The organism is Hymenobacter sp. HD11105, from assembly GCF_054051685.1.
In genome coordinates, this window is sequence record NZ_JBSWBR010000013.1 from 12,823 (window position 1) to 35,177 (window position 22,355).

Here is a 22,355-nt window from a genome sequence, read left to right on the forward strand (position 1 = left end):
TATCGGACCCTATCCGCAGCGGGTGGCTGCCGACAGGCCGGTTTTTCGGGCCTTTTAGCACTTGTTACGGCTAGCAGGGGCCATGGGGTGAAGCCGTCGGCCCTTCTTGCCAGATGGCGTATCTTGCCGGCTCACCCCTTCCCGCTGCGCATGAGCCAGAAAATCAACCACGCCGTGTTCTACCTGGAATTCCCCGCCCGCGATTTGGCCCTTACCCAGCAGTTTTACGCCCAGGCCTTTGGCTGGACCTTCCAGGACTATGGCCCGGCCTACGTCGCCTTTGAGGACGGGCAGCTCAGCGGCGGGTTTTACCAAGCCGACGAACGGCCCGCGGGCCGCCCGCTGGTCGTGCTCTGGGCCGACGACTTGGCCGCGTCCCAGCTCGCCGTGGAGCAGGCGGGGGGCGTGATTACCACGCCCCTGTTCGCGTATCCCGGGGGCCGGCGGTTTCATTTCACGGACCCGAGCGGCAACGAGTTGGCGGTGTGCGGCGAGGCCTAAGCCCGCGGGCATCGCCTGGGTCTCCTGCCGCGCGTGCCGGCGCCCAAGAGGGGGCCCACGAGGGCAAACCACGGGGCTCCAGGGCAGCGTCGGCAGAGCTGACTCGTTTCAGGTAACGTACCGTTTCCTTCTGGGGCTTCTTCCATTCATTCTATTTAATAGTTTAGTAGCCCGTAGCACTCCTACAAGAAAGGCTTCAGAACCCCGATTATGTTAATCGACAATTCTTAGAATCCGGACAGTCTGGCATAAGCCTCTTTTCTGGCTTTTATCTACTTTCACTCCTTGCAAGAAAAGTAAGCTCCTACCTACTTTCCCTAGCCAGCGACAAAACCATACAAACCATATGAGGAATACTTTCAGTGGCGTGCTCGTTTGTTTTGGGTCCGCGCTTACTGGGGCAGAAACCCTGGGCCAGTCCTTGCGTCCTGACTCGGTAGTGGTTAAGTATGAGCATTTTTTAACAACCACGACTGAGTCAGTAGCTTGTCATTTATTCACCAGTACTTTTCGCAATACTTGTAGAGCAAAAAGTATACGCGATGTGGAATTTGCTAGTAGGCTGTATTCCGCCCTCAACGCGTCGCCTAAAGTGACGCGGCGTTTAGACGTAAGAGGCACTGCAACTTTTTATTATAGAACCAAACAGGTGAGTTATTGCTTTGACCGGTTCGGCTACTTCCAAAAGGGAGATACCATCATCTACAGCACATCAGCGCTAGGCATGCTAAAGCAGCAAATCAATTTCCTGTAGGTAGCAACCATTCGCTTTGGTGATAAAAATGTGTTTGAGTGAGCCGACGGGCGAGAAAACGCAGACCTATGAACCATTCACGGGGCAGGAGAAGCCTTCAGCGGCACTCACGTATTGCTTTTGGGCTGCGCACGCTATTGGCATTCACAGGGATACATACAAGGCATGATTATCTCCGACTGGAATCTAATTTTTGTCGCTAAACATAATGGCCATTATACGACGAGAGAACTAGCCTCTTGGTCAGACCTGTTGGGGCTTCGTACCTGGTCAGTCATAGATATAAAACTGCCAGTGCGGGGCACCAGCGGCAGAGAGCGTGGACAGCTCGCCTTGCGCCTGGTGATGGTCGCGCGGGTCATAAGCCACTACTTCAAAGTTAAAGCCTAACAACACGTTCTGCGCAAACGTGAGCTGGAAGCAGTCCGGATGCGTTTCATACGTATAGCCTGCGATGCCCATCACGCCGGGACTCGGCAGCTGGGGTAAGTAGCGCGGACGGAGGTCAGTTAGGTGAACCGGATAGCGCTGGTGCTTTGCCTGGTAAGTTGCCAACGCGGCCAACAGCGGCGCGCTGCGGGTGATGGCTCTGCTTCTGCTCCACGAGCGGAGCACCTGAGCACTGCCGAAACTATGCACGAATAGCATTACGGGTAGGGTACACAACAGCAGTGGGTAAAAGCCAAGGCGCGTGGCCTTAGGTTGCCGCCGCTGGTGCCACAGCCACAGCAAGCCCACGGGCACCAGCAGCAGGCCGGGCAGGCTCAGGAACTGAAAAACGCTGAAGAGGGAATTCGTCGCTTGGCTGAAGGCACTGGGACCGGGCAAAAACGGGGACAGGATCAGCAACGCGGTCAGCAGATGAAGGACGAGCAAGCGGAGGGCATCGTCTGTTGTCAGGCCGAAATGCCTTTTGTCCTGCATAACTAAGTTCATAGATGCTCTTTTTAACATAACCGCCCAACTCGGGCACCGTGACCCAGTAGGGCCATTACGGCAAGGCAAGCACGCTGACTACTGCGTAGGAGTGCTGTTGCGGGAGACAGCTTTCATAGAAAGGATAGCGCTCCCTAGCAAGGCAGGAAGATAGGCGGATGGGGGTGGGTTACCTACACCTGAATACGGGTATATAGGAGTACAGGCGGCGCTGCCTGTGTCGTTGCCTCCCCGGACCAAGCCATTGGTGGTTAGCCGGGCCAATCCTGCTGCTGCTGGGTTTTCGTCGCGAAGAAAACCAGGCCGTAGCGCGCTTCGTGCCAGATCGCGACTGGTGGCGGGGCGAGTGGCCGGTGCCCGTCACCGGGGGCTTTTTCACTCCCCACAATTTATTCCTTCCCATGAAGATAAACCGCTTGCTGCCCCTGTGGGGGCTGCTGGGGGCCGCGTGGCTATTGCCCGCCTGCCACCACCAGGTTTCGACCGAAAATACGCAGACAGAAAACCTGGAAACAGTGGATGGTATAGTCGCCATGGAAGCCCCGCCGGCCGACGCGCTGATCAGCGCGCCGATACCGGTTGGCCCCCAGGTGTCGGACTACCTGGGCTCCACTCGGGAAAACTACGCCGTCATCCACGAAAACCCGTTTTTGGCCGCCACACGCAACCCCCTCAGCACCTTTGCCATCGACGTGGACCGGGCCTCTTACGCCAATGTCCGCCGCTTCCTGACCCAGGACCGGCAGTTGCCCCCGCCCGACGCCGTACGGCTGGAAGAGCTGGTGAATTACTTTCCTTACCGCTACCCGCAGCCAAAATCTGGCCCAGCTTCGCTGAATGCCGAAGTAGCGGCCTGCCCCTGGAACCCGGCGCATCAACTGGTGCTAGTAGGCGTGCAAGGCAAACAGGTAGCGACCGAGCACCTGCCGCCCGCTAACCTCGTGTTTCTGCTCGATGTGTCGGGCTCCATGAACGAGCCGCAGAAACTGCCGCTGCTAAAGGAGTCGTTGCGGCTGCTGGTGCGTGAGTCACTGCGGCCCCAGGATCACGTGTCTATTGTGGTGTATGCTGGGGCGGCCGGCGTAGTGCTGCCTCCTACGTCGGGGGCTGAGCGCGAAACCATTCTGCAGGCCCTCGATGCGCTGGAGGCCGGTGGCTCGACGGCCGGGGGGGAAGGACTGCGCCTAGCTTACCAGCTGGCCCGGCAGCACCGACGGCCCGGCGGCAACAACCGCATCCTCCTGGCTACCGACGGCGACTTCAACGTGGGCGAGCAGAGCGACGCCGATATGGAGCGGCTCATAACGCAGGAGCGGGACTCGGGTGTCTTTCTGTCGGTGCTGGGCTTCGGCTCGAGCAACTTGCAGGATAGCAAGATGGAGCTGCTGGCCGATAAGGGCAACGGCAACTACGCCTACATCGACCAGCTGAGCGAAGCCCGGCGGGTGCTGGTGCAGCAGTTCGGCGGCACGTTGTTTACCCTGGCCAAGGACGTGAAAGTGCAAGTCGAATTCAACCCGGCCCTGGTGCGCGAATACCGCCTGCTAGGCTACGAAAACCGCCTACTAGCCGCCGAAGACTTCAACGATGACCGCAAGGATGCCGGTGAGCTGGGCGCCGGCCAGCAAGTTACGGCCCTCTACGAAGTAGTGCCGGTGGGCGCTCCCGCCACGGGCGGCGCGACGATCGACCCGCTCAAGTACCAGACGAATAGCGCCAGCCCTTCCGCCACGGCCAGCGCGGAGCTGCTCACCGTGAAGCTGCGCTACCAGGAGCCAGCCGGCAGCGCGAGTAAGTTGCTCACCCTGCCCGTGCGCAACGTCCAGCTCGACGAACCCATTGTAAAGGCCTCCGACAACCTGCGCTGGGCCGCGGCCGTGACCCAGTTTGGCCTGCTGCTGCGCGGGTCGCGCTACGCGGGCACGGCTACGTGGGCTAGCACCGCCGCCTTGGCCCGCACCACCGACGCGCCGGACCCCGACGGTTCTCGCCGCGAATTCCGGGCGCTCGTGCAGCAAGCCGCGGCCCTAGGCAGGGAGACCGCGACGCGCTAACCACCTCGGTTCAGGCGGGGGGCTGTCACGTGACGGCCTCCTTCTTTTCATTCCCGACCGCCCACTAGGCGCTGGGTCGACCTGCGGGCGGTCGGGAATGAAAACAGGATGACGAGCGGAGTTGCCGAAACACGCGTCGAGGCCAGAAAGTACCTGCTCTGCTGGAGACGCAAAGCCGAGCAAGAAGCGTCTTAGAACCACAGTGGCTGTTGCAAAAGTCGGATGGGGGCAGACAACCGGGCTTTCGAGCCCCTATCCGCTGCCCCCAAGGGGCGCTACTCAAGCCCCTTCTTCTCTTACTAATGACTGATGCGACCCAGTAGATTCACGACGGAGACTTTTGCAACAGCCACCACAATTATGTTAATGATCAATTCCGGGAAACCGCCTACCTGCTAGAGTTTAGTTGCGCGCAGAAGCTCTTGGCAAAAGTTATAAAGACAGCGACTGAACAACTTACTTTGCTTCATAAAGCATTTCGTAATCATGCGCCGTTACCAGTAAAGGAATAGTACCCCAAGCTAGTCCTTTCACTTTAGCTGCTTGATGGACCTCGTCCAGCAACTCTTGCACGCGTAGAATGACCAGCATCTCCGCTACGTCATGTGCCCGCTCTAGATTCTCGGACACCTGCTCTTCGTCAAAATAGGCTTCAAAGGCTTCTTGTAACAGTTCGAACCCGCTAAGCACGAATGGTTCTTTGGTAGCCGTATTGGCCGACCAGTTAGCAAGCCATTCGGCATCCTCTCTGGTGCCCGCTACTTCGTAGGCAAACCCGTCGAGATACCATTCCTCCGTATTAATGTCAAATGCATTCATTTCCACATAGAGGGCACCTATAGGCATCTTTGATGAAACGTGTTGGTAAAACGCGTCCAACCAAGCCGCTACCTCATCCCGCTGGTGGAGTAAATTGGTGCCGAGTAGACGGTGAAAATAGGTTTTCTCTAAGCTGTTAAGTTTGTGTTCTCCTTGCGCAATGGCTTCTCTCAGTTTTCCTTCTTGCAGGAGGCCTTGGAAGTAATTGAAGAGGTCAAAATCCATTCTTTGTCAAGCGTAAAAATGAGTTCAAATATAGACGAGAATAGATCCTGCCTTTTGTCGCTGCCCGAGAAGGGGGATTATGTCAACCAACTTTTCCTCAAATTAAGAAAGACAGACTTGTACTTGTTCGCCTCGATATGGGCCCTTAGCCCGCAGGGTTAAGCCTTGTCCTGTAGCTTCGACAAACAAGCTTGGAGAGGGGCGTTTTCTGCCCCGCCGGTCAGATCCAACACGGCCACCGCGTGGAGGGGAACGTGGTCGTGGTTCGCTTCCCACACGGCGTGCCACATGCCCTCCTCCAAGTCAGGATGCCACGTAGTCACCACCCGGTGGGGTGGCAGATAAAGTTGTTCTACATCGCGGAAAACCACCTCCTCATCCAGGCAGTCATGCGCCCACTCCCCGGCCCGGCCAATCGAGCAGACATAGGCCACATTGCGGAGCAGCAGCTTGGGCAAAATTTCATCGATGTAGTGGCCGCGCTTCTCATGGACGAGTAGCACGCACACCCAATGGTGCTGCGGCAGCTTCGCCAACCAGTTCTGATCGGTGCGGTATTCGGTCAGGGTAATGGTTCTATCGTTAATAATCATCTGCAGGAATAGTAATGCCGCCTGTATTGGTGTCTTAGAAATTGCATTATGATAAGCGACCTTTCCGCGAACAGCTTTGAGGCTTCGTGTGATGGGATAGCAGTATACTTTATATTTAGGGGGCCTAAAAAAGCCTCGGCTCATTAGCCGAGGCTTTCCTTACGACGCTCCTAGGAGGTCTTATAAGCCTGCGCCCAAGGTGAAACCCTGGCTTTCAAAATTACCCGGAAAGGCTTGCGGATCTAACTCGCCCACGCGCGTGGCGCGGCCTGTGGCCAGATCAATGCGGTAGACCTGTTTGGCCACCACATTATCCACCAGCGCATACGCCGCAGAGCTAGTGCGGCCAATGTCGAAGTCCCACGCCCCGGCACGTACGCCCGTAGGGCCCACCGGGGTGAGCGTGCCGGCAGCGGGCGCATCGATCCGATAGAGTTGGTCAATGTCCAGCGCGAACAGGCGCGTGCTCGTGGCCCCAGCCACGTTGTTATCGTAGGCGATACCCGTGGCGGCCCCAGGATTGAGGGGCGTATCCACCCGAAAGGTCCCATCCGTGGGATTCACCGCTAGGTTGGTCCCCCGAGCATTGACAATGCGCAGGCGATCGGTCACGGGATTGAAGTCAAAGCCGATCAGCCCGAAGGAGATGATAGGCAGGATTTGATCCGACACGCGCGTGGCCGCCCCCGTGTTGACATCCAAGGTATAGAGGCGCTGGTCAATGCCCAGAGCATAGAACTGGCCGGTGGCAGGGCGCCGATCCAGGGCGATGAGGCGGTTGAAGGCATTTAGGCCGGTCACAGGCTTGGTCACGGCCGTGGACGGATTCTCCGGGTTAAAGGAGGCGAGCAGCGTCACGTTCACGCTCGGGTCGGGGGAGCGGCTGGCCAGCGCATAGGCTACGGGCGGGGGCGTTGGGACGGTCGGGGGTGTAGGAGTGGGCTTGGGAAAGTACTGCTCGAAGATGTCTTCGCAACTGGTCAGCGAAGTCATAAGCATAGCAGCCACGCCCCATGTGGCGAGGGAAGAGGGTTTTAGCATAGAACTGAGAAAATAGAAAGATGTAAAGAATGAATAATACAAATCTGGTTTAGTCCCTACGACTAACGCTGTATCTTGGTTAGACTATCCCTTTAAATATTTATCCACCCAAAAGCTCCGTCATTGCCGGGGATTTTGGGTCAGTATACCTTCAGCTAGGGTGCAACGGGAATGGCTATCCTAGGCTTCTAAGAATTCTTTCGACGACGTTGCTCTTTCTGCTCTCGCCTTCCTACCGCTCCTGCGGAGGTGCACGGATACGGAAGGGGCTGTTACAGCTGCAGGAGGCTAAACGTGGCCTGGATGGCGTCAATCAGCTGGAGCCGGTCGTAGAGGTCGGCCGGCGCGCGGATGGCCAGGTGCACGATATCCGTATCATCCTCATCCAAGCAAAGCCGAAGCTGCACGTGGCTAGCCTCCGGGAAGGTAAAGTCAACCCAATCTGTCAGCCCGTCTGCCGTCCCCCCTAAGCGGTAGCGGAGGTCGTCCACCGCTTCCTCGCTCAGGGACGCCTGCGCCACGAGCGCCACCATGGTCAGCACAGCCGGCAGCTTGTGTTTCCAAATCCAAAACCGGTAGTCCATTCGCTCGCCCACTTTCCAGCAGGATAATTAACTAAGTGGAATTAGCTTTCCCACCCCGCCGCAAGCTACTACTTCGTCTGCTGTCTTCTAGGAAACGGTCCGGAGCGCCAGGGAGGAAGTAGCTATTACCGCCCACGAGTCGTAAACAGCTCTATGGAACCTGCCGCCAATACGTTTGGGTATTATCCGAGTCCTTGTTGCGCGAATTATACCTTCCCGGAGCCGCCCACGGGCCACTATGATATTTGTCCCGTGTGCTTTTGGGAGGATGACCCGATTCAAGGCGACGATCCCGCCTACGAGGGCGGGGCCAACCACGTCAGTCTACACCAAGCACGGCTTAATTACCGGGACCTAGGCGCATGCGAGCCCAGGTTACAACACCTGGTGCGGCGCCCGACGGCGGACGAGCTACCAGAGGAGCGATAGCCATCCTGTTATCTTAGGCTTGAGCAGGGCGGCAAACGCCGCCCCTTATGCCGTCCTGGCCGCCACCGGCTAAAAGCGCACGTCGAAGCGGGCGTCGGTAACCTGCACCTGCTTGCCCGTTGATAGGAAAGCCTCGGTTACCCCGCCTGTGTGGGCTGCCCGCGCGTAAAAGGGCGCCGCAGGACCAAGCCCACCGTGACGTTTTCCAGCCGGCTCGTTCCCACGCGCGCGGGCTGCAACCCAAATGGGCTTGGGCGGAAGCCTGCCAAGGAACGTATTTTTTCTGCCTTCGCTGCCTGTCGAATGGAGAAGAAGCGGGCTGCGATCGTTTCCTCGTCCGGCCGGTCCCCGGACCGGGCCGCCGGAGAACGTGGTGCACGAGCAGCCGAAAAAACCCGACCGCTTACGCTCTATCTAAACAATAATATACTGCTCTATTTCGTACTGCTCCTTTCTTACCCTATTCCGTCTTCTATATTTCTGTTCCCCCTGATGCTATTCCGCACGTTATGTTATGGGGCCGCCCTGCTGGCCCTCCCCCTACCGAGTCTAGCTACCACCCCAGCGCTCCTCCCCGACTCGACGGCCCCCATTCGCCGCCAGGTATTCACCCTGCACACGCTGCGGCTGACTTCGCCCTTCACGCCGGCCCTGGGCTACGAGCGCGGGGTGGGGGCTCGCTGGAGTGTGCGCGCCAGCCTGGGCGGCGATCACGCGCGCCAGCGCTCCCGCTTCAGCGGCCCCGATCCGACGGGCACGCCGATCACGTTCAGCACCCAGTTTCGCACGACGGACCTGATCGCGGACGCCTCGCTTAACTACTACCTGCAAGCCCGCCAGCCGAGCTTGATCGGCTGGTTTGTCGGCGCCGGGCTCATCGGCGCCTATAGCCACAGCCGCGCCATCCAGGAGAGCCCTACCGCTTCTTCCCGCACGTCGCAGGACGTGCAAGTGCGGCCCCTGCTGCGCGCCGGGCGGCACTGGGCGCTGGGGCAGCGGTGGCTCGTGGACACGCATGTGGCCGTGGCCGTGTCCATCGCTCGGCGCCCACGCGTAGCCCTGACGGAGTTTGTCGGCTTGGGCGCCGGCTACCGGTTTTAAGCAGCTCGGCCACCCGAGCCAGGCGAGCTATCGCCGGCTGGGTAGCAGAACGGTCGCAGCCGCCGCGCGTCCAGCTCGCAGGAAAAAAAGATGCCTTCCGCCGGCACACCCTATCTGCTATATATGCTTCGCCCAAACGTTGCCTTCCTGTCCGCCTCTTTGGTGGGGGCCCTCTTTTTGAGCAGCAGTGCCCTGGCCCAACGTCCGCCCCGCCGGGCTGACGCATCGACCCTTACGGTTACGCCCGGAGCGCCGGAGGCGACGGCCGGTAAGCCCCGGCGGGAGCTACGGCGCTACTCGTTTTACGCGGGGGCGCAGGCGGCCGCGCATAGCTATATGGTCGCCTCCACCAACTACCCGGTGCAGCAAGTGGGCGTTTATCCGGTGTACGTCTTTGTGGGCTACCATTTACGGCCCAATGTAGCGGTGCAGGTGGGGTTTCTCCAGCACAACCCACCGGAACGCGGGGAAAGTATAGCCGGTATGGATTATTTGGGTCGGCCCTTTACTTCTTCGGACTACCGAGACGAGTATAACGCGGCCCTACCCGTGTCGGTACGCTACTGCTTCACCGGCCCGCGCCGCTTCTATCTGGAAGCGCAGCTGGGCGTGACGACGGAGTTTAACCGCTATTGGCGCCAGTATCTGAACGTCGTGGATGGGCAGATTACCGATGAAGAGCGCGTAAGCGTGCGGGCGACCAATACGTATCTAGCCGGGGGCCTGGCCATGGGCTATCGGGCGAGTTCTCGCCTCAACCTCCTGCTCGACGCTTCGGCCCTGCGCAACCTGACAACCCGGCCGGGCGGCAGCTGGGACCCCGCGAAGAAAATTACGCCCGCCCTGGGCGTCGGCGCCCGGTATAATTTTGATTGGCGGCGCCCGAAAGCGTAGGGCCTAAATGCTAAAGTAGCTTGACATAAAAAACCATATCGGACCGCCTCATTCACTGTCGTGGTGCACTTGATGGTAGGCAGGATTCTCCGGTACGTACTCTATCCAGATACTGTCGCCGACCTGCAGGTCTGGATCCCGCGAATTGCCCTCATAGCTCTTCCCCTGTAAGACAAACTGATAGGAATAGGCAACTTGCTGGGACACGGGACTATTGCCGAAATAGTTCTTCTGGTTAATGATGACCGCTCGGGTGGTGAAGGTGCCCCGCGCCAAGGCTCGCGACTCCCAATAGCCCCGCGTACAGGTGCGCAAAAAATAGCCCCCGAGCAAGAGGATCAAGGCTACGCCCAGCCACCCTTGTAGATCGAGGGTTCGCTTAGGTTGCTTTTTATTCTTTGCCAAAATTGCACTTCACCGTATTATACAAGGGCTAATGTACTAGAACCCGTCTAGGTTTTGCCCCTTTACATAATCGGAGTGGCTGTTGCAAAAGTCTAGCAATAAAATAAAAACAGGGTAGTGAGCCCCATCCGCCGTCAAAGCAGGGCGTTACCGGGTTCCTTCCAGCCTTCATTCGTTGCCGAAGCGACTCAGTAGAACTATTGCTGGGCATTTTGCAACAGCCACCGGAGTTATAAACCTAAACTTGGAATAAGTGCGATTTTGGCCCTATTGCCTCTGGCCTCGAATCGTGGTACTATCCTCAGGGCACGATTCCTCCCAGGAGAAGGGGAATTGGGGAGTACGGGTCTCGCCCACCGGCGCCTGCTCGGCCCCTTTCTTTCCTTACCCCGCGACGGTAGCACCTCTCGTGGGTGGCCCGCCGTCTTGCCCGCAACTCGCCGCTCGGAGCACGGAAATTGTTACATTTGACTTTTGCTATCTTCTCGTTTCCGCTATGCCCCTCTCGCTTGCTCCGCGCCGCGTGTTGCTGCTGCTCCTGCTGCTCCTGCTTACCCCCTGGCCCGGGGTGGGCCAAGCCCCGCGTAAACAGTGGGACCGCACCCTGGGCAGCGATGACCTGGACTCGCCACGCGCGGTGCTGCCCACCCCGGATGGGGGGTCTCTGGTGGGGGGATCGTCCTGGGTTGGCAGCAGCGGCGACAAGACCCAAGCCGGGTATGGCACGCATGATGGCTGGCTGGTCAAGCTCAACGCGCAGGGCCAGCCGCAGTGGGACAAAACCTACGGGGGCCAGGGCTCCGAGGGGATCGACGTGATCCGGGCCCTGCCCGATGGGGGCTACCTGCTCGGGGGCAGTTCCAGCTCGGGCCCAAGCGGCACGAGAACGCAGCCCAACCGCGGCAGCTTGGACTTCTGGCTGGTCAAGGTCGATGCCCAGGGCCAGCAGCAATGGGATCACGCCTACGGGGGCAGCGGGGAAGAGCAGCTCTGGGAGGTGCTGCTGACCCCGGACGGGGGCTATATTCTGGGGGGCAGTTCCAAGTCCCCGGTTAGTGGAGAGAAGAGCCAGGCGAGTCAGGGCGACTGGGATTACTGGCTGGTCAAGGTCGATGCCCAGGGCCAGAAGCAATGGGACCGCACCTATGGCGGGGCGCAGCTCGATTTCGCCACGGCCCTGACGCTGACGGCCGATGGGGGCTACCTGCTGGGCGGCTATTCGGCCTCGGGCAGCAGCGGGGACAAAACCGAGGCGAGCCGAGGCTTTCATGATTACTGGGTGGTCAAGCTCGACGCGCAGGGCCGGAAGCAATGGGATAGGACCCTGGGCGGGGCCGGCTATGAGGAGTTGCGCGCCCTGCACTCGCTCCGCGATGGCGGCTACTTGCTGGCGGGCTCGTCCCAGGGGGGGGCGACGGGGGACCGGACCGAGACCAAAGGGGGGAGTTCGGACAAGGACTTTTGGCTGGTCAACCTCGATGCGACGGGCACCAAGCGCTGGGACCATGCCTATGGGAGCACGGACGACCAAGTCCTGACCGCCTGCCAGCCCACGCCAGACGGCGGGTTTCTGCTGGGCGGCACCCGTTCGGGCTTCGGAGACGTGAGCGCAGACATCACGGAAGCGAGCCGCGGGGCGGTGGATTTCTGGCTGCTCCAGGTCGATGCGCAGGGCCGCAAGGTGTGGGATAAAACCCTGGGCAGCAAGCATGACGATCGGATGCAGGCACTGCAGCTGACCCCCGATGGGGGGGCCATTGTCGTGGGGAGCTCCTCGGGGCCGATCAGCGGGGAGAAAAGCGAAACCCCGCGCGGGAAGGGCTTTGACACGGGTTTCGGGCTGGAGTATCTCTCCGACTACTGGATCGTCAAGCTTGGCCCGGCCCTGGTCACGGCCACGCGAGCGGCGGCCGAGTCCGAGCCCCTGCAGGTGTGGCCCAACCCGACCCGGGGAGGGGTGACGCTACAGCTGCCGGCGGCCGCGCCCCGCACGGGCCTGCTCCTCCAGGTGCTGGATGCCACGGGCCGCCTGGTCGTGGCGCAGCCCCTGGTGGTGGGGGCCAGTGGGAAGGTCACGGTCGAGCTCGGCGCCCAGCCGCCCGGGCTGTATTACCTGCGCGTGCAGGGCTCCCAGGGCGAGGCCCTCGGCCAGCGCGTAGTGCTGCACTAAGACCTTGGCCCCACGCATCGGACCGTCCGTAGCCATTCAGCCTCCCGTACAAGGACCGATAAGCCGGGGTGGCTGTTGCAAAAGGCTGGCAGCAGGCTGACAGCAGGTTATTCGAGCCCGCTCCCCATAAACGAGGGGCGCGGCTTACGGCTTCCTAGAGCTTACGAGGCGCCGAGGTGACCCAGCAGATTCCCGGCCGGGAGTTTCGCCACAGCCACTACTCTTATGTTAATGACTCATTTCAGGATACCCATCTCTGCTACTCTCTTTTTCTAGCAAGTCAAAATCCTAATTGACTGCGGGGCGTCTCCAGCTGCAGGAGTATAATTAACCGCGCTGCTTCGCTTGCAGTATTCGCTCAATCTCCGGTCTTCGCATCCACTGAGTCAGCAGAAAAGAGAAGGCTAAAGCAAGCCATAACCAAAAGTGATTGTCAAAGGCCCACCATATGAAAATGGGTACAATCAACACCCATTCCAGTAAAAGGACTTTCCAAAGTGACTGCCTTACTACCGTAAAGCACAGTACATCTAACCCAGTCAACACAGCATAAAATCCTCCAATGATGAGGGGGCCATACCAAAGGAATGCGACAGGAATCAGAAGCAGATTTGAGATTAAGATTGATTGCCACGTCTCGTGCTCTCCCTCTAGACCGAATATTTTGGAAATGATACCGAAAGCATAGCTCATGAGGTAAAAGCCAACGAGATGAATCCAATTAGTCGCGATGATTTGCAGGATCTTTTTCAAGCTTTTGGATCATGAAATGATGTCCGATATGGACAATTATGTAAAGAAGAGGATGATCAACGCAGTAATTCCTTCGCTGCGATGCCAAGCCCGCAGCCCTCCTATTCGCTGTGTAAGCCCTCTCAGCCGGGGGTAGTGAAATTCACCTTAAAAACCCCCATCTTAGAGCAACCTACCATCGCCTTGTCCGAGTCCTTCTTCTTCACCCCCTATCGGTACCTGGATGCCTCCCTTCCTTTCGGTGACCCATCGCCCTACCCGCTGGCGCTGCTGGCTCGTCATCTTCGGGCTGTGGCTGACGATTCCCCTGTCGGCGGTCCGGGCGCAGGGAACGACGCCTCTTACATGGGGGCAGACGGGGGATAAAGCGGTTTATCGAACGGTCGAGTACATGCCCCAGTACCCGGGGGGACATAAAAAGATGCTGCAGGACATTGTCCAAGGCCTGCACTACCCCGCTTCGGCCAAAGCGGCCGGGGTCGGGGGCACGGTCTTGATCGGCTTTATCATTGGCCCGGATGGGCGGATGCGCGACGTACAGCTGGAGCAGAGCCTGAAGGCCGAGGCCAAGCAGCAGAAAGCGGTGGGCGAACTGCACGAGGCCGCCTTGCAAGCAGTCCGCAGCCTCACGGCGCAATGGCAACCGGGTCGCCAGAACAACAAGCGGGTCGCGGTGGCCTTTACCATTCCCCTCCTGTTGCAGCCCTAGCTCTTGCTTGCGACCGCTAAGAGGGTGGTCTGACCCAGGATTAAAACCGTCGGTAGGCCTGCTACACCAGCCTATCTATTAGGTAAATGCGCAGGGCGAAACGCTGGCACCTAAAACGAACAGGCCTGCAGCGCTTCTGTCGTATAATGGCCACTACGTTAACTAGGGACGGCCACATTCCTCTGGCTAGTTCAGCGCAAGGTGCTGATATAGAAGTCCCGCGCAATCACGTAGTTCGTCCCAATCAACAGCAGTGACACGGGGGGAGCAACCGTCCGCCCCCTGGGGTATACCCGTTCCGGCTCTTGACTAGTTACCGGCACTTGATAGCGGTGGCACAAAGCGACGACTTCCTGCGCCAGGTAGTCGGGCAGGGACACGGAAACCCGTCTACCCTGCGGCAGCAACCAGGCCACTTGCTCCTGCCCAGCATAACTGACGCCACCCCACGACGGAACATAGCGTCGCCATTCGGCGGAGGCCTGGGTCAGACACTGCGCATAGTCCGTGTAAAAGGCCGCCGGAATACCAGGCCGCGGCTCTAGGTTCACCAGCTGCAGGGAGTCATTAAAGAAGGAAAGTGCCGGATGATGCTGATAGTAGCGCAATGTCCCCCATGTGCCGCGCTTTAAGCACGTAGCCACCTTGCCAATAAGGTCTATGCGGTGAACCTCGACTGCCGTCGTCAGCTCCAAGAAGCTGGTTTGCGTGTACGTGATGCGCCCCGTGGGATAGAGATCAATAAAGTGTTGGACCATGGCCGGAAGCAAGCGAGGACAGTAAGCAGCTACCCAGGGGTACTCAGCAGTTGCTTTCTAAAAGCTACTAAAAGTAGACAAAAGTCAGAAACGGCGAATCTTCCTTTCGACTACTTTCTGCGTTTTGCCCCTTACCATAAGCGATCTTCTGGGGCAGTTCTTAAAAAAGTCTATGCCCCTCTTACGCCTCAATTAAGACAAATTCAAGTTCGCTGTAACCCCTCTTATCACGTTCACCTCCGGCCTGCGCAATACGGTCGAATACCGTCTGTATAGTCGTCACATCCTCCCTTTTTCTTGGCACTTACAGAAACCGAGCAGGTAAGCCCGGCGCCGTTTAGTGCTTGACTCCCACGCTATAGCTGAGCTGCTCGCGGCAGTGGCGGCCTCACCTCGCGTCTGACAAAGGTCATAGACGAATTTGCAAAGTCTGATAGTAGGCACCCTAACTAGCTCGGCGGCAAGTCAATACCTGGTTATGGCACTACTTTAAGAAGTCTACAAGAGGCATCGATTGGGGCAAGCGGGCACAGGCTTTGCCCTACCTTTCGCCTGTTCTCCTTTTATTCTCCTTTCTATTCCTGGTTCTATGCGCCTGATATGTGCCCTGCGGCTGCTAGCTGCCACGAGCTACCGGAGCTTGCTGGGGCTAGCCAGCTGCCAGAACCCACCGAGGCCCCCGCTGCCTTGGACCCGGTGACGGGGCGCATCCCCTTTTTCTTGCCGTCAGTTTTTCTAGGCTTCGTTGTGTCCCCTATCTGCTTTCGCTGGTCAACTTTCCACCTCCCCATGATGGCTCACATCTTATCGTCGCAGACCGTTAGAACGTTTTGTTGGGGGCTTCGCTGCGCCATGCTCGGAATCGTGGTAAGCGGCTGCGAAAAAGAAAGTGGCCCCACGAAAGTGTCCGGGCAAGTGGTAGAATTCTACACGGGTAAGCCAGTGCCGTATGGCCAGGTGCAACTAGGAGTTTCCACTCCCACTGGCCAAATCAACATCATGGGCATGGGCAGTGGGGGGCCAAACGCAACGGGCGACCCGCAGTTGGCGGATGCACAAGGAAGATTCACCTTCACTTTCCAGGCCAAAAGGAACAGCAACTACTCGCTTTTGGGCCGCCTAGACCCCTACTATTACGGCAATATATATGTTCCTATTGACGGTGGTCAGGCCAACAACGATGTGCGGGTTCGCGTCAGGGCTTTTGCTTGGGTGCGCTATGTGATCGTGAACGAGCTGCCTAAGCCGCCTAAGTCAGTCCATACCCTTTATATAACCGGCCACGGGAGCGGGTTGGGAATTAGTCTATATCAGCCCCGCGACACCGTGATTATTGAGCGGGTCACCGGCGGCACCGACACCAGAACCACTTGGATTGTCACGGACTGGCAGGGTAAGAGCACCCGGTACGATAAAACCACCCTCGTGCCGCCCCTCGACACGCTGGACGTGCGCATTCCCTTCTAGCCTACCCGCTCACCCATCCCCGCCAAGCCCCGGTAACACCCGTTGCCAGGGCTGGAGCAGCCGGGTCGGGGCCCAGGATGCCCAGTAAAAACAGCAGGAAGGCAGCCCGGAGTACCATGGGGGTAGATGCTGTACCAGTAGTTAGCTAAGGCAGATGGTTTAGTTTGCTTCTCAAACAGGCTAGTTGAAGCTAGGTCCTCCGCGACCTTCCGCATAAATAAGTCATCCTCCCCTTGCCTCTCCCCTTAACCCCTGATGAGTCGCCTCTGCGCGGCACCTGGTGCTTCACGAAGGGCCAGATGCTACCGGATGCGACGGCGCAGCGAATCCAGGCGTTACTCGAGCAGCAACTGCGGTTCGTGGCCGCAGCGGAGAGTGGTTGGGCACGGCTGTATCAAAACCCAGTGGACGGCTGCTATTGGGAGTTGTCGTTTCCACATAGTGAGCTGCCCGAAGGGGGTTCCCCAACCCTCACGCACCTGTCGCAGGCAGATGCGACGCTACGGTATAGCTTGGTGTAGTGACTATGGTCGAAAGGGCTTAATTCGCCTTTCCTCTGTTTGACATAATGCGCTTTCTAAGGCAATTACCTTAGGCCCGTGATTCAGGCCAAGTGCACTGTTTCCAATCATCTCGGCTTCTCTGTTACTCCCTATGCCTTCCTCTTCGTTGCTGCCCGACGCGGGTATGCCGCCGAAACGTAAGACCCGCAATACGAGCTACCCCTTCGAGTGGTGGGCCGCCACCCTCTTGCTCGGCCCGACCCTGCTGGTCTTGCTGGGGGTAGTGGAGGGCCAAGGCCTTCGCAGCGTGGAAACGTGGCCCTTATTTCTGCTGTTCGGCCTCGTCTTTTCCTTGCCGGCCTTAGCGGTGTGCTGGGGGGCCCATGCCTGGTTGATAAACACCCGGTACTCGGCCTTCGCCATCAAGCTCCTCTTAAACGGGGTGGCCATAGCCGGGGTGCTGCTCACCTTTCTGCTGCTCGGGGGCTCGATGGCGCTGCTGCTCAGTGCGGTCTATTCCAGCAGTACCGTGCTGGCGAGCTGCTGCTTTCGCCTGTATGAGCCCTAAGCAAGACGCGCTACCTCCTTAGTGCCAATACACCAGAAAGAAGAGAGTACTCAGATACGCCCACAGCAAGGAAAAGCAAACGTGAATGGCCGTCTCGAATCGTTTGCCGCGCCATAGGTCGGGGGAGTACCCAAAGAATTGCACCAGTAACCTCGCTAGCCAAAACAGCCCGAGCCCGAACGCTATTTTGCGGCCCAGCGGCGTGCCGATTAGCTCTGGGGCGCAGCCCAGGCACAACAGCCCCATCAGCAGCACCGTCAGGGCAATGAAGAGCGTGTGCACATACATCATCTGCCGATTAATTAAGCTTAAGGGTTTCAACTCGCCGGCCCAATCGAAGTAGCGCGGGAAACCAGCGTGGAGCACCGCCAACAGAACCAATAGACCACCGATCAGCCGAAGTTGCGCTTCCATTTACCGGAGAATAAAGGCGGAGAGAAAGGGCGTTATCTTCTTTTCTTCCGCCACGACCAACCCGGCGGCCCGAAACACGCCCAGCCAGGTGGCGCGCGAATAGAAATGCAAGAACCCGATGGTATAGGCCAAGAAATTGGCCGGATCCCGCAGATGTTCCACGACCACCAGGCTACCCTGCGGCCGCAGGCTGCGGCGGAGCTCACGAAAGAAACCTATCCGGTGCGCGGGCTGGCGGAGTTCGTGCGCGGCCAAGAAGACGACCACCAGATCGGCGGTGGCATCCGGCAGGGGTAAGGCGTGGGCTACTACGCGCTGCGTGCCCGCAAACGGGGGGTACGCGGCCCGCGCCCGCCTAATGGAGACTTCCGTCTGGGCCGCTGGGTCATAGAAATCCAGCACGAGAAGCTCCGCCTCGGGGTAGCGCTGGCGCAGCAACTGGCTGGTCTCATCAAAGCCGGCGTGCACATTTACCACGGTGTGCGGGTCGCTTAGCCCACTATCGTCTAGCCACTCCAGACGATACAGGGGGGACGTGTCGTACACATAGTACGAGACCAAGAGCGAGACCAGCGTGGGAACGGCGACGAGCCCAAGCAGGGCATAAGTATAGGGGCGAACGGCCGCCGAAGCGTAGATGGCTCCTGCTGCGAGCAGGAGCACGACCCCCACGGCTCCGGCGTAGAAGGGCCAGTTAAAGCGGATAATATTGCCGACGCCCTGCCCGCGCTGTCTCATGCCGGCCACAGTTCAGTGCGTCCTTTCTTCCAGCGGTAGGGAATGTCGGTCATAGTAAAAGCGCTGGCCAGCTGGACAGAGCTGACTCCCAGCTGGTCGAGAAAACCTACCTGGGCGTGGTAGACGCGCACCGGCACCGGGCGCCACTGCTCGCGCACGCCTTCCACGATACTGACCCGCTGCTTGGAGGGGTCATAAGAAAAGGTAAACGGTAGCGGCCCCGCGAACCGCCGGGCCTGCTGCCAACTAGCAAAGGGCGAGCCCACGGGGAGCGCCGGTTCGCTCCCCGGCAGCACATCCACTTCGATGCGGAGCCCGGCTTGGCGGGATTCGAACCGCAAGTGGTTGCCCACGCTGGACTGCTGGATATCGATGGTGCGATAGCGGTAGCCCGTAAATAGATTGCCCAGCCATTGCATCTTTACCTTGTCAGTTTCCGACTGGAGAATATAGAGCCCCCGCAGCCGTTTGCCCGCCGCGGTGGTGTAGCGCACAAAGATGCGGTAACCAATCAGGAAAAAGTCGTGGCCCTGCCACGCGGGCAACCCCTGCGGCCGTAGGCCCGTGGTCTGCACCAGGGCCACCGCCACGAAGCCCCAGCGGTTGTCCAGGGTATCCAGGCTCAGGCAGGCGGGAAGCAGCCGCTGCAGCTCGGCGGCGGGCACGGCATAGGTCAGCACCGTCGTGCGGGCCAGGTGCGCCTCCACGGCGAAGGGATGATGGGCCAGCCACGCCATGCTAGGTCGTTATTTCGGATTTTGGCGCCAGCACAAAGCCGTAGTAATAGACCAGCAGCGCGAACAAGGCGGCAAACAGCAGATTGAACGGCCCCCACAACAGCAGGTCGGGGGCCAGGAAGATCTCCAGCACATTCATCCCGAGCACCAAGGCGATTTGCCCGCCTGCGGTCAGCTTCACCCAGCGCCCGCTGAGCACCCATAGGGCCAGGCCAATTTCTGCCAGACCAATGAGGCGGGTCAGCGGAGCGGCATACGCCGGGCCCAGGATGCGGGCTACAATGGCCTCGTGCCGGGGGATCAGCGCCAGCACTTTGCACAGCAGGCCGTTAAGGAGCCACACGAGGGCGATCCCGTAGCGCAGCCCAAGCTGCCCGATGTGTCTATCCATCTTCTTATCCAATATGATCTACTAGGAATAACTTCTCACGGGTGCGCTGCCCACGCCGTCCCCCCGATGTTTCGTTACCGGCAGCAGCGAACGGAGGCAAGAACCGCTCCGATCCCTTAGGCATCATAGATGGAATAGTGCAGCAAGCGCTGCGCTTTTGCCAAGTCGGTTCCCTCGTCGGTTTCTCGCAGGAAGTCCGCCACCTCATCTAGCGCAAGAAAGTGCACATACTCGATTCCCTGGTGCTGAAAGCGAAGGCAATCATCGCTCACGGTGGAATCAAACAGGTGAATCGGGGCCTCCAGGCTCCGTTCATTTTCCATATAGATGGCGATCTCTTCGTCCTCAATGGCTTCTTCGCTGACCCCCTGTTGGCGACATAATGCTTGCCGTTTTTCCGGGGAGAGGCAATAAGGAAACAACTCTACTAAGGTCATTAGAAAGGACTCGACAATTCCCAGAAACCGGACAGCTTGGCAGTAGAACCTTTTCTGCCTTTGTCTAACTACCGTACCTTTCACAAATGCAAACCAAGCGGAGTCTCAATGGCGCAAGATAATAACATCACCGGGCCTATGGTACGTCTCATGCTGGCCTTAGCGGGAATCGTAGTTGTGGTATTTATCATCGCCAATGTGGGCTATTACATCCTCAAATCGGATTTGCCGGCGTTTTTAGACACCATGGTTGAGACGGCGAAGCAGAAGGAAGACGTAATGACGAGAATAGGCGGCTATCAGGGCGACGAATACACCTTCAATAAGAACAATCTGGCCAAGGATACGCTGCCCTATGAGGTGATAGTCAAAGGCGAGACGGCCTATCTGAAGATCACCGGCTACGCGACCAAGCGGGCGGAGGAGTGGGTGCCCGTGACTCGGGATTCTACTTTCCACTCCTACGAATAAGTTGTAGGAGGGCACAACGTCCCATAAAGCACTCCTCCACGCGCAAGAAGATAATCGCTTCCTTCCTCCTTTGTTAACGTAATGCGCATTATACGACTTAACTGCAGGGCGGGAATTATAGGCCATCCACCTAGTGGGTAGGGATACCCGTAGTGACTCACGTATAAAATTGCTATCCTTTCTTCATCCAACTAGGGGCGGTAGCCGTAGTGGTCAAACCTCCTTTGTTCAATTCTTTCTTTCCTCCATCCTATCATCTGGCTTCTATGCTAAAACTCTCTTCCCTCGCCAAATGGGGCGTGGCTGCCTTACTCATGACTTCGCTGAGTAGCTGCGAAGACCTGCTGGAGCAGTATTTCCCCCAGCCTCCTTCCTCTCCTACCACGCCGCCCGTGGCGTACACCACCTACGAATTTGCGCGCGCGGGGAACACGTACGAAAATGGCTTAGTGGTGTTTAATCCCACGACGCCGACGATCACTCGGCACTTGCCCATCACGGGCTTAAGCGCGGCCAGTGACCGCATCCTGGGAATTGACCTGCGCCCCGCCACCGGCCAACTCTATGCCCTGGTCGGCACCAATACAGTCCAGACCGAACCCGTTCAACGGTCAACGATTACCAATGGTCGCCTGTATACGCTCAACCCAGCTACCGGGGCCGCCACGCTGGTTGCCCCGCTCAGCTTTCCCCTCTTTGGATCCACTGCCTTTGGGGTTGATTTTGACCCCGTAGTCGACCGCCTTCGCCTCGTCAGCGATTTCGGCCAAAACCTGCTGGTAAACCCGGCCGACGGAACCACTATCCAGTATGGGCGCATCAACCCGGCTAGCCCTACTACCGGGGGAGCCGCCGTTATTGTTGGAGCCACGGCCTACGATAATAACATCGCGGGCGCCGCCTCGACCAATTTGTATGTGCTTGTTGTGAATCAGGACAAGCTGAGCTTGCTAACGCCCCCCAATACCGGAGGGGTGGTGGAGATTGGCTCCCTGGGCGTCGACGCGGGGTTGGCCAGCTTTGATATTGGGGGCGCTAGCCGGAAGGCCTATGCGGTCCTTTCCGTGGCCACGACCACGCGCTTCTACGCGATAAGTTTGGTGACGGGCGCGGCCACGGATCTGGGGGAAGTTGGGTTACCCCCCCAGAGCGCCGGGGTACGGCCTCTTCCCACCGGCTTCACGCTGGGGGCCGGTTTGTAAGGTCCTTCCTTTTATGGGCGCACAACAAAGCCCCAGCCAAGTGCTAGGGCTTTGTTGTGCGCCCATAAAAGGAAGGACCTAGGGTTCCAAGAAATAGGATTTCTATGCTAGGAGTTCCGGGCTGGCCACTAGGTGTCAAGCCCGGAATAATTGCTAAACATAATCGTAGTTATAGGCGCTGTCTGGGAATTAGTATAGTTTTTGCCCTGTGGCGTCCATCATAGGCAGGTGGTACTTTGCAGAGTTACCTACTCGCCTTCACATTCGGCATAATGCACAGGTATGGATTTTACGTTAGTGATCATGTGGCTTGTATTCGCTCATACGATGGTCCTTGCGCTCTACAACAAGTACCGGATCAAACAACTCATTAAGCACATCAGCTTGTGCCGCGGCCGCGAACTCTCAGAGTCAGACTTTGCGCACCTCTTGACGAAGTATACCTCTTTCCTGAGCCCCTTGAGTTTCTCCCCCAGCCGGGAACACTATCCCACCCTGTACACCAACGCCGCGTTTGCGTCTTTCGCGCACCAATCGAAAGTGATTGTCCGCTACTTATATGCGGCTATAATTGTGGGCTATGCCGCCCTGTTAGTCCTTGCCTAACGCGAGAATGAGGTGCAACAGCGCACTTCACTTTCTACTTTGAGTAATGCAGCCCGGTCTGCTCACTCACCTTGAATAAGGACCGATAAGCTTGT

Annotated in this window: 26 protein-coding genes; 13 read left to right on the forward strand and 13 right to left on the reverse strand. The window is 58.5% G+C overall.

Annotation, left to right across the window (positions count from 1 at the left end; all coding sequences use genetic code 11):
- Window positions 1-150: 150 nt before the first annotated feature.
- Window positions 151-501, forward strand: coding sequence for a VOC family protein (locus tag ACW9KT_RS21800; protein ID WP_457084416.1), 351 nt, complete (start codon window positions 151-153; stop codon window positions 499-501).
- Window positions 502-1,525: 1,024 nt separating this feature from the next.
- Here ACW9KT_RS21800 and ACW9KT_RS21805 read toward each other — a convergent pair.
- A complete protein-coding gene (locus ACW9KT_RS21805; protein ID WP_457084418.1) occupies window positions 1,526-2,191 on the reverse strand; it encodes a hypothetical protein in 666 nt (221 codons plus the stop codon).
- Between the two features lie 401 nt (window positions 2,192-2,592).
- Here ACW9KT_RS21805 and ACW9KT_RS21810 point away from each other — a divergent pair, with 401 nt between their 5' ends.
- Complete coding sequence (locus ACW9KT_RS21810) at window positions 2,593-4,245, forward strand: vWA domain-containing protein (protein ID WP_457084420.1); 1,653 nt, start codon at window positions 2,593-2,595, stop codon at window positions 4,243-4,245.
- Between the two features lie 456 nt (window positions 4,246-4,701).
- Here the strand turns inward: ACW9KT_RS21810 and ACW9KT_RS21815 are convergent, their stop codons facing one another.
- The 4 genes from ACW9KT_RS21815 to ACW9KT_RS21830 all read right to left on the reverse strand — a co-directional run bounded on the left by ACW9KT_RS21815 (window position 4,702) and on the right by ACW9KT_RS21830 (window position 7,507).
- Complete coding sequence (locus ACW9KT_RS21815; RefSeq protein WP_457084422.1) at window positions 4,702-5,289, reverse strand: hypothetical protein; 588 nt, start codon at window positions 5,287-5,289, stop codon at window positions 4,702-4,704.
- Window positions 5,290-5,447: 158 nt separating this feature from the next.
- Window positions 5,448-5,882, reverse strand: a complete 435-nt coding sequence (locus ACW9KT_RS21820) for a DUF7684 family protein (protein WP_457084424.1) — start codon at window positions 5,880-5,882, stop codon at window positions 5,448-5,450.
- A 180-nt stretch (window positions 5,883-6,062) separates the two neighbouring features.
- Window positions 6,063-6,923, reverse strand: a complete 861-nt coding sequence (locus tag ACW9KT_RS21825; protein WP_457084426.1) for a DUF4394 domain-containing protein — start codon at window positions 6,921-6,923, stop codon at window positions 6,063-6,065.
- A gap of 272 nt (window positions 6,924-7,195) precedes the next feature.
- Window positions 7,196-7,507 carry a hypothetical protein gene (locus ACW9KT_RS21830; RefSeq protein ID WP_457084428.1) on the reverse strand — a complete coding sequence of 104 codons (312 nt, stop codon included), beginning with the start codon at window positions 7,505-7,507 and terminating at the stop codon, window positions 7,196-7,198.
- 153 nt (window positions 7,508-7,660) lie between these two features.
- Between ACW9KT_RS21830 and ACW9KT_RS21835 the strand changes: the two genes are divergently transcribed.
- The 3 genes from ACW9KT_RS21835 to ACW9KT_RS21845 all read left to right on the forward strand — a co-directional run bounded on the left by ACW9KT_RS21835 (window position 7,661) and on the right by ACW9KT_RS21845 (window position 9,931).
- Window positions 7,661-7,936, forward strand: coding sequence for a CPCC family cysteine-rich protein (locus ACW9KT_RS21835; protein WP_457084430.1), 276 nt, complete (start codon window positions 7,661-7,663; stop codon window positions 7,934-7,936).
- A 492-nt stretch (window positions 7,937-8,428) separates the two neighbouring features.
- Entirely contained in the window at window positions 8,429-9,037 is a 609-nt protein-coding gene (locus tag ACW9KT_RS21840) for a hypothetical protein (protein ID WP_457084432.1), read from the forward strand.
- Between the two features lie 123 nt (window positions 9,038-9,160).
- Window positions 9,161-9,931, forward strand: a complete 771-nt coding sequence (locus ACW9KT_RS21845; RefSeq protein WP_457084434.1) for a hypothetical protein — start codon at window positions 9,161-9,163, stop codon at window positions 9,929-9,931.
- Between the two features lie 48 nt (window positions 9,932-9,979).
- On the opposite strand, the gene ACW9KT_RS21850 is transcribed toward ACW9KT_RS21845, so the two are convergent.
- Window positions 9,980-10,336 carry a hypothetical protein gene (locus ACW9KT_RS21850; protein WP_457084436.1) on the reverse strand — a complete coding sequence of 119 codons (357 nt, stop codon included), beginning with the start codon at window positions 10,334-10,336 and terminating at the stop codon, window positions 9,980-9,982.
- A gap of 496 nt (window positions 10,337-10,832) precedes the next feature.
- Here ACW9KT_RS21850 and ACW9KT_RS21855 point away from each other — a divergent pair, with 496 nt between their 5' ends.
- A complete protein-coding gene (locus tag ACW9KT_RS21855) occupies window positions 10,833-12,506 on the forward strand; it encodes a T9SS type A sorting domain-containing protein (RefSeq protein WP_457084438.1) in 1,674 nt (557 codons plus the stop codon).
- Between the two features lie 327 nt (window positions 12,507-12,833).
- Here ACW9KT_RS21855 and ACW9KT_RS21860 read toward each other — a convergent pair whose 3' ends face one another.
- Entirely contained in the window at window positions 12,834-13,259 is a 426-nt protein-coding gene (locus ACW9KT_RS21860) for a hypothetical protein (protein WP_457084440.1), read from the reverse strand.
- Window positions 13,260-13,650: 391 nt separating this feature from the next.
- On the opposite strand from ACW9KT_RS21860, the gene ACW9KT_RS21865 reads away from it, so the two are divergent.
- Entirely contained in the window at window positions 13,651-13,968 is a 318-nt protein-coding gene (locus ACW9KT_RS21865; protein ID WP_457084442.1) for an energy transducer TonB, read from the forward strand.
- A 191-nt stretch (window positions 13,969-14,159) separates the two neighbouring features.
- On the opposite strand, the gene ACW9KT_RS21870 is transcribed toward ACW9KT_RS21865, so the two are convergent.
- Window positions 14,160-14,726 (reverse strand): hypothetical protein, encoded by a 567-nt coding sequence (locus tag ACW9KT_RS21870; protein ID WP_457084444.1) that lies wholly within the window; start codon window positions 14,724-14,726, stop codon window positions 14,160-14,162.
- A 789-nt stretch (window positions 14,727-15,515) separates the two neighbouring features.
- On the opposite strand from ACW9KT_RS21870, the gene ACW9KT_RS21875 reads away from it, so the two are divergent.
- The 3 genes from ACW9KT_RS21875 to ACW9KT_RS21885 all read left to right on the forward strand — a co-directional run bounded on the left by ACW9KT_RS21875 (window position 15,516) and on the right by ACW9KT_RS21885 (window position 17,264).
- A complete protein-coding gene (locus ACW9KT_RS21875; RefSeq protein ID WP_457084446.1) occupies window positions 15,516-16,193 on the forward strand; it encodes a hypothetical protein in 678 nt (225 codons plus the stop codon).
- A 233-nt stretch (window positions 16,194-16,426) separates the two neighbouring features.
- The gene (locus ACW9KT_RS21880) at window positions 16,427-16,714 is read left to right on the forward strand and encodes an Imm27 family immunity protein (protein WP_457084448.1); all 288 of its coding nucleotides are present in this window, start codon (window positions 16,427-16,429) and stop codon (window positions 16,712-16,714) included.
- A gap of 133 nt (window positions 16,715-16,847) precedes the next feature.
- A complete protein-coding gene (locus tag ACW9KT_RS21885; RefSeq protein WP_457084450.1) occupies window positions 16,848-17,264 on the forward strand; it encodes a hypothetical protein in 417 nt (138 codons plus the stop codon).
- 18 nt (window positions 17,265-17,282) lie between these two features.
- Here the strand turns inward: ACW9KT_RS21885 and ACW9KT_RS21890 are convergent, their stop codons facing one another.
- The 5 genes from ACW9KT_RS21890 to ACW9KT_RS21910 all read right to left on the reverse strand — a co-directional run bounded on the left by ACW9KT_RS21890 (window position 17,283) and on the right by ACW9KT_RS21910 (window position 19,981).
- The gene (locus tag ACW9KT_RS21890; RefSeq protein ID WP_457084452.1) at window positions 17,283-17,678 is read right to left on the reverse strand and encodes a hypothetical protein; all 396 of its coding nucleotides are present in this window, start codon (window positions 17,676-17,678) and stop codon (window positions 17,283-17,285) included.
- Entirely contained in the window at window positions 17,679-18,416 is a 738-nt protein-coding gene (locus tag ACW9KT_RS21895; protein ID WP_457084454.1) for a class I SAM-dependent methyltransferase, read from the reverse strand.
- A complete protein-coding gene (locus ACW9KT_RS21900) occupies window positions 18,413-19,123 on the reverse strand; it encodes a DUF2071 domain-containing protein (protein ID WP_457084456.1) in 711 nt (236 codons plus the stop codon). The genes ACW9KT_RS21895 and ACW9KT_RS21900 overlap by 4 nt, the downstream gene beginning before the upstream one ends.
- 31 nt (window positions 19,124-19,154) lie before the next feature.
- Window positions 19,155-19,496: a DoxX-like family protein gene (locus ACW9KT_RS21905; protein ID WP_457084458.1), complete on the reverse strand. Its 342-nt coding sequence runs from the start codon at window positions 19,494-19,496 to the stop codon at window positions 19,155-19,157.
- Between the two features lie 164 nt (window positions 19,497-19,660).
- Entirely contained in the window at window positions 19,661-19,981 is a 321-nt protein-coding gene (locus ACW9KT_RS21910) for a hypothetical protein (protein ID WP_457084460.1), read from the reverse strand.
- A 108-nt stretch (window positions 19,982-20,089) separates the two neighbouring features.
- On the opposite strand from ACW9KT_RS21910, the gene ACW9KT_RS21915 reads away from it, so the two are divergent.
- The 3 genes from ACW9KT_RS21915 (at window position 20,090) to ACW9KT_RS21925 (ending at window position 22,260) form a co-directional block, all read left to right on the forward strand.
- The gene (locus ACW9KT_RS21915; protein ID WP_457084462.1) at window positions 20,090-20,452 is read left to right on the forward strand and encodes a hypothetical protein; all 363 of its coding nucleotides are present in this window, start codon (window positions 20,090-20,092) and stop codon (window positions 20,450-20,452) included.
- Window positions 20,453-20,718: 266 nt separating this feature from the next.
- Window positions 20,719-21,654 carry a DUF4394 domain-containing protein gene (locus ACW9KT_RS21920; protein ID WP_457084464.1) on the forward strand — a complete coding sequence of 312 codons (936 nt, stop codon included), beginning with the start codon at window positions 20,719-20,721 and terminating at the stop codon, window positions 21,652-21,654.
- 327 nt (window positions 21,655-21,981) lie between these two features.
- Complete coding sequence (locus ACW9KT_RS21925) at window positions 21,982-22,260, forward strand: hypothetical protein (RefSeq protein ID WP_457084466.1); 279 nt, start codon at window positions 21,982-21,984, stop codon at window positions 22,258-22,260.
- Window positions 22,261-22,355 lie beyond the last annotated feature (95 nt).

Bases quoted from the DNA above. Each gene is read 5' to 3' on its own strand.
- ACW9KT_RS21800 (WP_457084416.1), top strand. From the start codon at position 151: ATGAGCCAGAAAATCAACCACGCCGTGTTCTACCTGGAATTCCCCGCC.
- ACW9KT_RS21805 (WP_457084418.1), bottom strand. From the start codon at position 2,191: ATGAACTTAGTTATGCAGGACAAAAGGCATTTCGGCCTGACAACAGAC.
- ACW9KT_RS21810 (WP_457084420.1), top strand. From the start codon at position 2,593: ATGAAGATAAACCGCTTGCTGCCCCTGTGGGGGCTGCTGGGGGCCGCG.
- ACW9KT_RS21815 (WP_457084422.1), bottom strand. From the start codon at position 5,289: ATGGATTTTGACCTCTTCAATTACTTCCAAGGCCTCCTGCAAGAAGGA.
- ACW9KT_RS21820 (WP_457084424.1), bottom strand. From the start codon at position 5,882: ATGATTATTAACGATAGAACCATTACCCTGACCGAATACCGCACCGAT.
- ACW9KT_RS21825 (WP_457084426.1), bottom strand. From the start codon at position 6,923: ATGCTAAAACCCTCTTCCCTCGCCACATGGGGCGTGGCTGCTATGCTT.
- ACW9KT_RS21830 (WP_457084428.1), bottom strand. From the start codon at position 7,507: ATGGACTACCGGTTTTGGATTTGGAAACACAAGCTGCCGGCTGTGCTG.
- ACW9KT_RS21835 (WP_457084430.1), top strand. From the start codon at position 7,661: ATGGAACCTGCCGCCAATACGTTTGGGTATTATCCGAGTCCTTGTTGC.
- ACW9KT_RS21840 (WP_457084432.1), top strand. From the start codon at position 8,429: ATGCTATTCCGCACGTTATGTTATGGGGCCGCCCTGCTGGCCCTCCCC.
- ACW9KT_RS21845 (WP_457084434.1), top strand. From the start codon at position 9,161: ATGCTTCGCCCAAACGTTGCCTTCCTGTCCGCCTCTTTGGTGGGGGCC.
- ACW9KT_RS21855 (WP_457084438.1), top strand. From the start codon at position 10,833: ATGCCCCTCTCGCTTGCTCCGCGCCGCGTGTTGCTGCTGCTCCTGCTG.
- ACW9KT_RS21865 (WP_457084442.1), top strand. From the start codon at position 13,651: ATGCCCCAGTACCCGGGGGGACATAAAAAGATGCTGCAGGACATTGTC.
- ACW9KT_RS21870 (WP_457084444.1), bottom strand. From the start codon at position 14,726: ATGGTCCAACACTTTATTGATCTCTATCCCACGGGGCGCATCACGTAC.
- ACW9KT_RS21875 (WP_457084446.1), top strand. From the start codon at position 15,516: ATGATGGCTCACATCTTATCGTCGCAGACCGTTAGAACGTTTTGTTGG.
- ACW9KT_RS21885 (WP_457084450.1), top strand. From the start codon at position 16,848: ATGCCTTCCTCTTCGTTGCTGCCCGACGCGGGTATGCCGCCGAAACGT.
- ACW9KT_RS21890 (WP_457084452.1), bottom strand. From the start codon at position 17,678: ATGGAAGCGCAACTTCGGCTGATCGGTGGTCTATTGGTTCTGTTGGCG.
- ACW9KT_RS21895 (WP_457084454.1), bottom strand. From the start codon at position 18,416: ATGAGACAGCGCGGGCAGGGCGTCGGCAATATTATCCGCTTTAACTGG.
- ACW9KT_RS21910 (WP_457084460.1), bottom strand. From the start codon at position 19,981: ATGACCTTAGTAGAGTTGTTTCCTTATTGCCTCTCCCCGGAAAAACGG.
- ACW9KT_RS21915 (WP_457084462.1), top strand. From the start codon at position 20,090: ATGGCGCAAGATAATAACATCACCGGGCCTATGGTACGTCTCATGCTG.
- ACW9KT_RS21920 (WP_457084464.1), top strand. From the start codon at position 20,719: ATGCTAAAACTCTCTTCCCTCGCCAAATGGGGCGTGGCTGCCTTACTC.
- ACW9KT_RS21925 (WP_457084466.1), top strand. From the start codon at position 21,982: ATGGTCCTTGCGCTCTACAACAAGTACCGGATCAAACAACTCATTAAG.